The sequence below is a fragment of the Brevundimonas sp. genome (assembly GCF_016463295.1).
Lineage (GTDB): Bacteria > Pseudomonadota > Alphaproteobacteria > Caulobacterales > Caulobacteraceae > Brevundimonas.
Genome location: NZ_JAEMRO010000002.1, coordinates 127,209 through 139,097, shown reverse-complemented (window position 1 = coordinate 139,097; position 11,889 = coordinate 127,209). Strand labels below are relative to the sequence as shown.

Below are 11,889 nucleotides of genomic sequence, written 5' to 3'. Positions count from 1 at the left end.
TGACCTTCCGCTCACACCGGTACTGGAACCACGACTTGACCGTGGACGCACTGAAACCCTTCAACGCCTCATGCCCCCTGCGCTTACTCACGAAGCGCTTGCCCCGACGCTACGCAATCAGCCTATCGCGCGAGACGTGTATTGACTACCCACACGACCCAAGCTGAGCGAGACGTCCAGATCGCTTGAAAGGCCGCTATCGCGACCTACCGCGTTCAAAATGTCGTCGTCGAAGGCACGAACCCTTCGTTCGATTTTGTACAGCGACTGGACAACTTCACCTGAGTTCCGCGCCACCCCGCGATCACAGAAACCGCCTAGCGCACCCCGATGTATTTGTGGGTCTGGATGCTGAGACGCCACCTCGGATGCGCGAGACAGTAGTCCAGCGCGGCGGCGGTGTTGGCCGCCTGATCCGGTCCGTCCATCGGCTGCAACCAGAACTGCTCGAAGGCCAACCCCTCAAAGCGTTCAGGCATGGCCAAGGCTTGAGGATAGACCAACTTCAACTCCTGACCGGAGATCTGCGTCACAGGGGCCGCGGCCTTGGGGCTAACGCAAATCCAGTCGATCCCTTCCGGCGCAGCCATGGTGCCGTTGGTCTCCACGGCGATGTCGAAGCCCTGGTTTTTTAAGGCGGCGATCAGGGGCCTGTCCAGTTGCAGCAGGGGCTCCCCGCCCGTGCAGACGACGAGCCTGGGATCGCCTTCGCGGCCTCGCCACATCGATCCGACATGAGCCGCCAGCGCCTCCGGGGTCACGAACTTGCCGCCCCCGTCGCCATCCGTGCCCACGAAGTCCGTGTCGCAGAATGAACAGACGGCGCTGGCGAGGTCGCGCTCCAGTCCATTCCAGAGATTGCAGCCTGCGAAGCGCAGAAAGACCGCCGGCCGGCCGGCTTGGCCGCCTTCGCCCTGCACCGTCAGGAAGGTCTCCTTCACAGCATAAGTCATGTGCGCCGCACCTCCGCTCCGACGTCCACGGCCACAAACTTCGCGGCGCTCAGTTCGGGCTCGCCATCATAGCGATAGGCCACGAGCGGGCCGCCCTTTGCGACGCTGAAATCCACGCACGCTACACGGTGGGTGACCGGCGCGAGCGGCCCAAGCGGGTCGAACCAGTAGTGACCGATGAAGGTCGGACGGTCAGGCGCTGGACGCCGCTCAGAGGTGGGCAGCGGCAGGTCGGGCATGTCGACGCCTGCCGGACCGATATAGGCGGCGCGGTAGGTGGTTGGCGTCGGATCCCACCAGCGTATTCGAATAGCCGTGCGATGATGTCCGTCCTTGTCAGTGAAGCTGTGACCGTCGGGGAGCTCGACCTCGGCCCCCTTTAACAGCGTTTCGACCGCTTCATATTCGGGCGAGCCGCGCTGGCTCGCCGCCTGGACCAGGTCGACGCTCAACCGCTCGCCCTCGCGCAGCAGCGGTCTTAGGTGGTCAGCGTGTTGAGGGCTCCAGCACGCGTGCACCACACGGAACTCTGGCTCCTCGATCCAGAGCGGCAGCTCAAGAAACCAGGCGACCCAACGCTGATGATCGGCGCCGTCGGCCGCGACTTCGGCCAGGAACGCCTGGTGCTGGTGACGATTCTTCTCGCCCACCGGGCCCGCGCGTGAGCGCAGGTAGGCGCCTTCTTGCGCCGGGTGCGGGGTCGCCCATGCGATCGCGTTGAACTCGTGATTGCCCATCACCGCCCGCGCCGAACCGGCCTCGACCATGTCGCGCACCATCTCGAGCGTCCGCAGTTGACCCGGACCGCGATCGACAAAATCGCCGACAAAAATCACCGATCGGCTCGGGTGACGCCAAGCCCCGCCGCGGTGCTGGTAGCCGAGCGTTTGAAGAAGCGAAATCAGTTGGTCCGCGTGACCATGGATGTCGCCTATGATGTCGTAGCTCATGACGACAACCTAGCGGCGTCGGCGGATAAGGCGAGCGCGATCACGACCTGCCGGGACTTCAGTGAGGGGTTGCAGCCTCGGTTTAGGCCATCCTCGCCGGAGGTTCGGCGTACGGGCCCAAAGGCATATGAGACGGGAAGACGTGGGGCTCCGTCAGCCACCCGACGGCTCTGTCAGGGTAGGATTTGCGCCTACTAGTTAGGCCTTCAATGGTTGGCATTTTTCTGTATTTTGACTTTAACAGCACCGCTTTACGCTTTGGCGATCGCGCTATAGGCACCTCGAATAGGCGGATGACACAGTTAATGTATCGAATTGAAAGGTCTATGAGGAGAAAGGCATGACTCCAAGCGGCGTTGCTCTTACGAAGACCTATTTATTCGGCGAGGAAATTGAATCCAAAGCAGCAGACTGGGGCGAGCAGTTGTGGCTTATTCTCAAGCAACTGTTGCCCGTTTCACCACCGATCAGCCTCCGGGCAAGCGACAGCTATGCTTATCTGGGCGACCGCCTCACCAACTTCGTCCATAGCCGGTTGATCGTCAGGGGCGTGCAACTCGTTGGGGAATTTAATGATCTTCCAGGAGAGGCGCTTGACCAGGAACTCGACAATCTCGTCGATGACCTTCTGGATCTTAGCGCGGAAGAACGCGCAAACATCGTCTGGTTTCTTCGACGGGCCTGCGAACGGATCCGGGCGGGAGGAGCGGACCCCACCAAAAGTCAAAAGAAGACCATTCGCCGCTTCGCCCAAGCCAACAGCCATCGCTGCTACCTTTGCGGCCATTCTCTCATTTTCGGCAATGAGGCTGAAGCCGAGGAGGAGTTGCCCGATGACGCGTTGCCCGAGCAGCGAGCGCCGCAGAATTACTGGACTTTCGAGATTGAACACGTTTTCCCACAACGCCGGGGCGGGAGCAGGCATCGGTCTAATCTCGCCGCCAGTTGCAAGTCATGCAACAAGTTCAAGGATGTATTGATTAGCTTTGCGGACCTGCCGGTCGAGACCTATGTAACCCCTTCGATCACTCCTTCTCGGATCACGGAAACGTTCGGGGGTGTGAAGAAGTTCGCATTGCTCTGGCGTCAGCGTGGTTGCTGCGCGCGCTGCGACGTACCGTTCTATGAGGCGGCCGACGAGCGTCTATTCATCGTCCGCGGCGACCCAAAGGACGCCTATCATTTTTTCAACGTGGAGATCGCTTGCGGTCCCTGCGGTGACGAGATCGAAGAAGGGATACTGCTTCGTGCATAAATATAGAGGCTTTCTGGTCGAGCAACAGGCGGGGACAGACGCGACATTTCTAGTCTTCGTCGCTAACGCCAAGGAAATCACAACCTGGGCGCATGCCGACAATATCAAGCTGGACAGGGGTAATGTGCAGCGCGCCCTGGTTGATGCGCGTTGGCGCCAAATCAAACGCTTCTTCGGCGCGTCCCTGAACAACGTCATTCCCACGAGCGTGACCATCGCTTTCGATGAAGGCCTTCCCCATATCGATGACCCAACGACCCTTACGGATGATGTCGCCGGTTATTCGATGCAGCAGATCGACGATGATCTGTGGGAATTGACGCTCTCGAACGCCGTTCAGGACCACACATACATCTTGGATGGGCAACACCGGCTACGCGGAATGGCCGAGGTAGAGGCCGAAATCCCGGTACCCGTTTGTCTGTTCCCTAGTATGTCCAAACTGGAGCGCGCGTTCCAGTTCGTCACCATCAATAACAAGTCACACAAGGTACCGACCGACAATCTCAAGGCGCTGATCGCGAATTTCGACATGATCGAGATTCCGCTCCGTGACCGTCTTACGCAAGCGTCCGTCACCGTTCCACGCTTCGCGACCTTCGTCGACGTTCTCAACGAAGATCCGGAGAGTCCATTTTATAAGATGGTCAACTGGGTGAACAACCGTTTCCCAGGCGCAGAGCCTGTTGTTCAACCCACCGCGCTGGAAAATTCGCTGAAAGCCATCACGCGCGCCTTTCCGGAGACGAAGGAGGATGAGAGCGACGCCCTTTCGGTGCTTTACGCCATCTGGAAGGCCATCTTCGCGACGTACGGCATCACCGCGGACAACGCCGGAAGGTATCCGAACCTCGTGTTGAAGGCGACGATCCAATCCCTTTCGGAGATGATCGTCGATCAACTGAAGGCTCAGTACGATATTGCCTTCAATGACCACCCAATTATGGGCGATGACGGCAAATCTGCTGGCGACGCCGCCAGAAATTTGATGACGGGCGTTCCGGCCGAGTTCTGGCAGGATGTCTGGGCTCTCAAGAGCCTCGATACTTCTGCAGGCAGAGACATCATTCAGGACGATCTTCGTCGTCTAAAGAAACTTGTGCGCGGCACAGGTCGACTCCCGGCCGACTGGAAGGCGCAACTCGCCGTCTATCGCATCATGGACGACGACTGATGGCACCGCGCGGCGACGGTGCCGGACGGCACCGCTTCCGACTGCGAGCTTTCAGCGGCTCGAACTTGAGGATGGCCCCCCCGGAGGACTAGGAAGGGCGCACAGGCTAGCCGGGGGACTCAACGGGACGCGCACTAGATGTTCCCGCCTCGTTCGCGAAATGCGCATAATCGGCAATCCTAGAACCGAAGGTCCGCTCGTGACTCGTAGCTGCCCTTCGGAGCTTCCGCTGATTGGAGGCGGGTGAGCCGCCGCAAAGCAGAAGTCCCTGACGTCCGCTTTGGGTGGACAACGGACACTAGCGAGCCTGCGATCTGGCTTTCCCTACGAAGCAGCCTCGGAGGAAGCGGCTCTCTCTTGCCAAGCGGTTATCGGGCCAAAGCAGGCGGCCAGGACGACAAAAATTATGATGCCGGCTGCTACTTGGGGGCTCGGCAGCAGTGGCCACGCTGCAGCGAAGAACCCTGCAATCAGCAGATTCGCGATAACGGCTGCCCAGCGACTGAACGGCGCGCTGCTGCGCAGAGCGCCAACGTTCATAAGCGCACAGCAGACGACGGCCAGGCCGCTCCCGGCGAACCACAACGCCTCCAGTGAAAGGCGTCCGTAGATTGGAAGCGTGAGGGCCAGATGCAGGACGCCCAAGAGCAGACCCGATAAAGATAGCAGCCACATGGCCTTCCGGGTCATGCGCCGCGCTCGAGTCGACGGGCCAGCGCATGAGCAAGAGCAGCGGCGCCCAGGAACGTGGCCAGGATTATATACGCCTCTACGGACAAGGCGCGGACGAACCCCGGCGGCTCGGCGGCACCTCCCGCCCATGCGACCACAAACACGGTGTTCAGCGCGATGCCGCCGAGTGCGAAGACGGACATGCCGCGAAGACTCCAACGCGCCGTTGCCGCAGCTCCTGCCGCATAGCTGAGCCCGAGGGCGGTCATCATAGGATTGAGCGGCCCGAAGGTCCCGAGCAGGGCATGGATCGTGACAAGGCCGGCCAGCGACGCGCTGGCCGCGACGAGGCCGGCCTGGGTGACTTTGCGCACCCCGTCCGGCGTCCAGATGCGCCAGACGACCGCCGCCGCGAGACAGCCGCTTGCGAAGCGCAGTCGCTCCGCAGCCGGTATGAACTCGAACTCCATCTGCATCGCTCTGAGCCAGATTTCACGGTCCGCCGGGCCGACCTTGATCGCGAATTCAAAAAGCAGTGTCGTGAAATTGGTCATGCCGTAACCTGTCTGGAACGCGATTTGGACGCCCTGACCGGCTTGACGGATTGGGATCGGGCGAACTCGATCCCTGCGCTCGTAAGCCGATAGGCATGTCTGGGGGGTCGACCCGGCTGCAACGACGGCCTCCACTCGGACTCCAGGAGACCTTGCTCCGAAAGGCGGGCGAGGGTCGGGTAGAGGGTCCCTGATCCAAGCCCGGTCGACTTGCTCAACTCATAGCCATATCGCCACGCCTGGGGTTGGTCGGCAAAGTGGGCGAGGAGGACGCGGGTCTGGTTAGAAGCGTTTGCGGGACGTGTCATTCCCATAACTCGCCATATGTCGAGTTATGAGTCAAGCGTTCTGAATTGGTGACGGCTTCATCTGCTTACGGGAGGCTGTGCAGACGTCCGCTTTGGGTCGATTGCGGCCCCCAAGATCGGTCCGAAAAGTGGACATCGAGCGAGCGGGAGGCGGGATTTCCACCCGCAACTGCGGTTGTAACCGGCGTTTTATTTAAACTACTCCCGACCCCAATCTAACCTGCACAAGCTGACCTGCAAGGTCCGCTATGGGTCGACTGCGGACACCAGGTCGCTGCCGAAAAGCAGACATCCGGCCTGCGGCCCGCGAGCCGACATCCGAGCGGCGGCTGGGGGTGGAAAGCGGATGTTTCCTCGGCCCACATCAGCCCCTCACTTATTTGTCCCATCCTCTAGGCGGAGGACGGTCTCAAGCCGTGCAAGGTCGCGAGCCGTTGGAAGCTCCCAAGGCACGGATCTACAGGGTTCGACTAGGCTCACCATCCACCAATCCGCTCCGTTAGCCTCGAACAGGCCTGAGCATGAGTAGCGTGGCTGGCCAAGAGGACCAACGATTGTAAAGAGGCAGGACGCGCGCGCAGAGCCGTGAAGCTCACAGCTAGCCTCGGAAACAGAGCTTGCTGGTCTACTCCCGCAGATTGCTGGCTCCGGGCAAGGCAGTCGCGCGCTGTAGGCACGATAGGCACTTTGAACTTGCGCAACACTTGGGGCATCTGAAATGAGGCCGCTCGACGACTGAGGAGAGGTCGCGCACCCCGCCATGGCTAGGGCCAATAATAGGCTGCACCGTCTATACATCATCCTTGGCACCCCGATCTGCTCAGGCGAGCTCCCGTGTTGAACTCAAGCGCTTTCTCCAAATGTCCGCAATGGGTCGATTGCGGACGTTAGCTTCTAGTCCGGAAGCGGACACCCGGGGCCTGACTTGGTCCCGGCTGACGTCTAGCCTCGTTCAGACAAATACTTATCACCCTGCACGACGTTCTTGCCCGTTACTCCTTTGGGGGTGGCGGGCTTCTCTAGTTTGAAAGGGTGACTGGAGAAACCGTGACGCTCTGAACGTGCCCCCGCTTCGTCATGCAATCCACGCCGCTGCCGAACCACTGGTACAGCACTTGGTCTGATGCCGGCAGCGGCTCGACAGCAGGGTCGCCGGTGAGTGTTACGCCTTGAGCCGAGGCTTCGACCCGGCAGGCATCTTCGACCGGTATCGTTGTGCAGCCGGTAAGACCGGCCGCGGCAGCGATCGCTGACAGGGCAAGACGATCTGTGCGCATCTATTCGCGGACCGGCTCGGCTCGCCAGAGGAAGACGAAATCCCGGTGCTCGGCCCAGGTCTGACCTTCGGCATGGTCGCCTACCGCACATACGGTGGTGTGATACGGACCAACGCCATCGGTCGTCCGAAAAGCGGCGCACGTGCGGCCGCGCCGACTGGTCCAGCGGCCCGCCTCAATCTGGCTGTCGTAAAAGTCACCGGTGACGGAGCCGTCCGGAGCAAGCCGAAGCATCATTGGTTTTTGATAGGGCGTGTCAGGCTCAGTCGACAGGTCGACGCTCCACGAGCCATCCAGGGTAGGCGGGACCGGGGGCGGGCCGAAGGTAATTGGCACAGGCGCGGGTTCTAGTGGCGGTCTGGGACGGCCATAAGTGACCTGCTCCTGTGAGTATTGATCGGCTGGGTGAAGACCCGGGGGTGTCTGTGAGGATGGCTCTTGGGGCGACGTTACCAACAATAGGTACAGCGGTATGAGCATCGGCATCCTCCACCGGACACGGTCTCCCAGAAATGCGCTTACGTCCAGTGGTAGCGCCCGCAAACAACACCAGCCGTGTCCGCTATGGGTCGAAAGTAGACTTTAGCTTCGATCCCCAAAGCAGACTCTGGCCCGTCGCCTCGCCGAATCGGCATTCTCGAAAACACCTGCCACTGAGCCTTAGCAACCAAGGTGGATTTGTATGGATCTACACCGACGGGCCAAGTTGGCTGCTAAGCGCCGAAAGGAGACCTTCGAGCTTCGGCGGAATGCGACGCAGCTATTGTTAGCCTTGTCGCGCGCTTGTTGCCCCGCCGCCGCCGACATTAGAGGCCTTTTGAGGTGCTAGTCGGACAAGCTTCAGCGCGATCACCATCGCAGGGCCTTGTCAGCCTTGCCGTTGCGGTGATCTGCCCAACTTTCTGGAACGTCGTAGTCCAGTCTCCGTTAGCTATGGCAGTCAGAAGGAGACCCGCGATGACCGATCTTTCGCAGATCAAAGAACATATGGAAGTCATTGGTGCCGACGGAGTCCACCTAGGCACAGTCGACAAAGTCGAAGGCGATCGAATTAAGCTTACCAAGGCCGACAGCGGGTCGCACAGCGATCACCACCACTACCTCTCCGGCGGGCTGGTAGCCGCCGTCGAAGGCAATCAAGTCCGGCTGTCCGCCAACGCCGATAACGCCGCCCTCCTCGAAGAAGAAGAGGCCGGCGAAGCGATCGCCGACTTGAAATAGCGCAGCATGACAACTGATAACGAGGCGGTCGCCGCCCAGCTTCAGGCGATCCGCGAGGAACTGGAAGCCAAGGTCTGGCCAACAGCGGTCGACGCGGCAGCATCCGGCGACCACGAACGTATCCGCGATTTGGTCAAACTGAAGGTGGACATCGAGGCCATCGATTTTGCGCTTGCCCATCGCCCGACTGGGTTGTCCGAGGGCAGTCAGAAATGATCGACCTCAACACCGCGACTGCCGAAGAGTTCGACGCCATCGACGGGTTGCGCGGCCACGGCTTCGAGATCGTTCGATATCGCGAGGAGCGTGGTCACTTCACAAGTCTACGCCAACTGGATGAGGTGCCTGGCTTAGCCGGCAAGACCGACGGCGTTGGTGCCCACGTCTCGGTCGAGGGGAGCTGACATCGCCAACGCCGTAGCGACGAGCTGGGCGCGCCGAATGTTGGCGTCTTGTTTCTCGACGAACGGATGCTGACGACACGCCATCCTGCTCTGCGGACCCTAGAAACCGCCACTACACGCCAAAACCCGCCCCTGGCTTTCCGACGCGAGTGCACTTTTCTACATCCACACTGATGGGCGGAAGTGGCTGTTACTCACCAAGACCAAATCCGCGACTAGCGAACGAAGCGAACATTCAAACCGCACACCAAGAGAAGCTGCCTCGTCGAGGTTGGTCAGCTCAAACTCTGCATATCGATGACGTAGCGGTACCGCACCTCCCCGTTCTCAATCTTCACGTAGGCGTCGTTGATGTCTTTGATGTCGATCATCACGACCTCGGGCGCGATGTCGTTGGCAGCACAGAAGTCCAACACGTCTTGCGTCTCCTGCAGATTGCCAATCAGCGAGCCCGCGAGGCTCTGGCGTTTGAACGCCAGCTTGGAATTGTCGACCCCGTCGATGACGTCGAGATTGCCGACCACCACGAACTGACCGTCGCGCTTCAGCAGGTCGAACAGAGCACCAACCTCATGCTTTTCGGGCACGGTCGAGAGAATGAAGTCGAAGGCGTTCTCGAATTCGGCAAGGGCGGTCTTGTCGGTTTCGATTACCGCATTGTCCGCGCCGTGCGTTTTCGCATCCTTCAGCTTGTCGGGGTTTGACGTCAGGACTGTGACTTTGCAGCCCATGGCCTTTGCCAACTTGACGGCCATATGACCCAGCCCGCCGAAGCCGAGAACGGCGACATGGTCACCCTTCTCTACGCCCCAGTGCTGCATCGGCGACCAGGTCGTAACGCCGGCGCAGAGGATGGGAGCGGCCTTCTTCGGATCCAGCCCCTCGGGCAAGGTCAGTACGAAGTCCTCCGGCACGACGACAATATCGGAATAGCCGCCGAAGGTGTTGTCGCGACCATAGATGTTCGTGCCATCCGCTGTCTCCGTCGCCGGAGTCATCGGGCCGTTATAGGTAGCAAGCCAGCCGTTCGGCCCCTCACAATAGTTCTGGTCGCCATCCTTGCAGGGTTCACATGTGCGGCAGCTGTCGATCATGCAGCCGACGCCAACCATGTCGCCCTCCTTAAATCGCGAAGCGGAGGCACCGACGGACTTCACACGACCAACGATCTCGTGGCCAGGGATGCAGGGATAGACGGTGTTGTGCCATTCATTCTTCACCTGGTGGATGTCAGAGTGGCAGACCCCCGCGTAAAGCACCTCGATCACCACCTCATTGTCCTTCGGATCGGGCCGGTCGATCTCCATGCGCTCGAGTTTGGAGCGGGCGGTCTTTGCGCCCCAAGCGATCGACTTCATGAGAACTTCCGTGGCTTTGAGATGAGACAGAAAAAGCCGCAGCCGCTATGGGGGTTCCGTACCGTGAAGTCTCGGCTGCGCGTCTGACGACGATACGCCAGCAGCACACAGCGCCTGCCAGATGCGGGCACATTCTTCTAAATCTACACTCAGAGTACGATCTGGGTTTGTAGCTCCGCCTCGGAGCGGACCGACATGAGTCGTTGATGATCGAGGGCTATTCAGACCGCAATCTTCAGCGGGTCAGGCTTTTTGCCATCTGGCAGGAGCCGCCGCAGTTCCTCATGCACCACCTCTGCCGAGAACGGCTTGGTTATGAAGGCTGCCTTGGCCGGCATCTCGCCGGTTAGCGGCTGAACATTTCCGCTCGAAACCACGATCTCAATGTGGGGCCATCGATCTGCGACATGGCGAGCCAACGCAAAGCCATTCACTGACCCTGGCATCTCGACATCTGTAAACAGCACGACCACCGATGATGCATGCTGCTCGAGCACCTCGAGCGCATCATCGCCACTCTCAGCATCCATGCAGCGGAACCCCGCCTCTTCCAGAATGGCGCGCGCATCCATTCGTATGATCACGTCATCATCGACGGCGAGGGCGTAGGGAACTGTTGAAGTGGTCATGACAAGCCAACCGTCCCGCACTCGATCGGTTCACCACTTTCTGCCCTCGGACAGAAGAAGTCCGAACACCCTGTTCAAGCGAACAGTGGCGGATCATCCACGCCCTCGACACGTTGGACAGCGCGCAGCAAAGAGAGACGTAACATGGGTCAGATGATCGACGGACAGTGGCAATCGGGGAAAGCGACCGAGGCCAGCAAGGGCGGCAGTTTCAAGCGGCAAGACAGCGGGTTTCGGGATTGGATCACGCCCGATGGTGAGCCTGGTCCTGACGGTCGGAACGCCTTTCCAGCAAAGTGTGATCGTTACCATCTCTACGTCAGCTTTGCCTGCCCTTGGGCGCACCGCACGCTGATCGTACGCGCTCTGAAGAAGCTAGAGCCGTTCATCCCCATCTCGGTCGTACACCCTTTGATGCGTGAGAATGGTTGGATGTTTAAGGTTGAAGACGGTTCAACCGGCGATCTCGAGAACGGGCTGGACTATCTTTGGCAGCTCTATGCGAAGGGCCGGTCTGACTACACTGGTAAGGTGACCGTGCCGGTGCTTTGGGACCGCGTCGAACAGCGCATCGTCAACAATGAATCGTCAGAGATCATGCGCATCTTCAATCGCGCGTTTGATGGCTTGGGAGCCGCCGCGCTTGATCTGTATCCAAGTGTGCTCGCCACGCAGATCGATGAAGTGAACGACCAGGTCTACGAAGCGGTCAACAACGGTGTCTACCGCGCCGGTTTCGCGACCACGCAGCGAGCGTATGAGCAGGCCGTCATTCCGCTATTCGAGCAGCTCGATGCGCTCGATAAACGACTGAGTTCATCCGACTGGCTCTTCGGCGATCTTATGACCGAAGCCGATATCCGCCTGTTCACGACCCTGATCCGCTTCGACGCTGTCTATCACACACACTTCAAATGCAACGTCAGACGGATCGTCGACTACGATGGTCTGTCGCGTTTTCTCGAGCGCATGATGGCCATCCCCGAGATCGCCGAGACCGTGCATTTCGACCAGATCAAGCAGCACTACTTCACCAGCCACCTCGACCTGAACCCGTCAGCCATCATCCCGGTCGGTCCGATCCCACATTGGGGCCGAGACAAGCGCAAGTACTCCAACGCGATAGAATGAGAC

Annotated in this window: 12 protein-coding genes; 6 read left to right on the top strand and 6 right to left on the bottom strand. The window is 59.9% G+C overall.

The genetic code is table 11. The features are described 5' to 3' along the window. Nucleotides 1-317 precede the first annotated feature (317 nt). Together queE and JHC81_RS01800 are read right to left on the bottom strand one after the other, a co-directional pair. Nucleotides 318-953 (bottom strand): 7-carboxy-7-deazaguanine synthase, encoded by a 636-nt coding sequence (queE, locus tag JHC81_RS01805; protein ID WP_292169848.1) that lies wholly within the window; start codon nucleotides 951-953, stop codon nucleotides 318-320. Further along, nucleotides 950-1,903, bottom strand: coding sequence for a metallophosphoesterase (locus tag JHC81_RS01800; protein WP_292169847.1), 954 nt, complete (start codon nucleotides 1,901-1,903; stop codon nucleotides 950-952). Before JHC81_RS01800 ends, queE begins: the two co-directional genes overlap by 4 nt. A gap of 340 nt (nucleotides 1,904-2,243) precedes the next feature. On the opposite strand from JHC81_RS01800, the gene JHC81_RS01795 reads away from it, so the two are divergent. Together JHC81_RS01795 and JHC81_RS01790 are read left to right on the top strand one after the other, a co-directional pair. Beyond that, the gene (locus tag JHC81_RS01795; RefSeq protein ID WP_292169845.1) at nucleotides 2,244-3,158 is read left to right on the top strand and encodes an HNH endonuclease; all 915 of its coding nucleotides are present in this window, start codon (nucleotides 2,244-2,246) and stop codon (nucleotides 3,156-3,158) included. After that, nucleotides 3,151-4,332, top strand: a complete 1,182-nt coding sequence (locus JHC81_RS01790) for a DGQHR domain-containing protein (protein WP_292169843.1) — start codon at nucleotides 3,151-3,153, stop codon at nucleotides 4,330-4,332. Before JHC81_RS01795 ends, JHC81_RS01790 begins: the two co-directional genes overlap by 8 nt. Nucleotides 4,333-5,018: 686 nt before the next feature. On the opposite strand, the gene JHC81_RS01785 is transcribed toward JHC81_RS01790, so the two are convergent. Together JHC81_RS01785 and JHC81_RS01780 are read right to left on the bottom strand one after the other, a co-directional pair. Next, the gene (locus tag JHC81_RS01785; protein ID WP_292169840.1) at nucleotides 5,019-5,558 is read right to left on the bottom strand and encodes a hypothetical protein; all 540 of its coding nucleotides are present in this window, start codon (nucleotides 5,556-5,558) and stop codon (nucleotides 5,019-5,021) included. Beyond that, nucleotides 5,555-5,866, bottom strand: coding sequence for a PadR family transcriptional regulator (locus JHC81_RS01780; protein WP_292169838.1), 312 nt, complete (start codon nucleotides 5,864-5,866; stop codon nucleotides 5,555-5,557). Before JHC81_RS01780 ends, JHC81_RS01785 begins: the two co-directional genes overlap by 4 nt. Nucleotides 5,867-8,100: 2,234 nt before the next feature. Here JHC81_RS01780 and JHC81_RS01775 point away from each other — a divergent pair. From JHC81_RS01775 to JHC81_RS01765, 3 genes are read left to right on the top strand one after another with little or no spacing between them, the layout of a single operon-like run. Further along, a complete protein-coding gene (locus tag JHC81_RS01775) occupies nucleotides 8,101-8,364 on the top strand; it encodes a DUF2171 domain-containing protein (RefSeq protein WP_292169837.1) in 264 nt (87 codons plus the stop codon). A gap of 6 nt (nucleotides 8,365-8,370) precedes the next feature. Continuing rightward, the gene (locus JHC81_RS01770) at nucleotides 8,371-8,580 is read left to right on the top strand and encodes a hypothetical protein (protein ID WP_292169835.1); all 210 of its coding nucleotides are present in this window, start codon (nucleotides 8,371-8,373) and stop codon (nucleotides 8,578-8,580) included. Next, entirely contained in the window at nucleotides 8,577-8,768 is a 192-nt protein-coding gene (locus tag JHC81_RS01765) for a helix-hairpin-helix domain-containing protein (RefSeq protein WP_292169834.1), read from the top strand. Before JHC81_RS01770 ends, JHC81_RS01765 begins: the two co-directional genes overlap by 4 nt. A gap of 275 nt (nucleotides 8,769-9,043) precedes the next feature. Here the strand turns inward: JHC81_RS01765 and JHC81_RS01760 are convergent, their stop codons facing one another. Both JHC81_RS01760 and JHC81_RS01755 read right to left on the bottom strand, forming a co-directional pair. Further along, nucleotides 9,044-10,126 (bottom strand): NAD(P)-dependent alcohol dehydrogenase, encoded by a 1,083-nt coding sequence (locus JHC81_RS01760; protein WP_292169832.1) that lies wholly within the window; start codon nucleotides 10,124-10,126, stop codon nucleotides 9,044-9,046. A 221-nt stretch (nucleotides 10,127-10,347) separates the two neighbouring features. After that, entirely contained in the window at nucleotides 10,348-10,755 is a 408-nt protein-coding gene (locus JHC81_RS01755; protein ID WP_292169831.1) for a response regulator, read from the bottom strand. 144 nt (nucleotides 10,756-10,899) lie between these two features. Here JHC81_RS01755 and JHC81_RS01750 point away from each other — a divergent pair, with 144 nt between their 5' ends. Next, complete coding sequence (locus JHC81_RS01750) at nucleotides 10,900-11,886, top strand: glutathione S-transferase family protein (protein ID WP_292169829.1); 987 nt, start codon at nucleotides 10,900-10,902, stop codon at nucleotides 11,884-11,886. The last annotated feature ends 3 nt before the right edge of the window (nucleotides 11,887-11,889 follow it).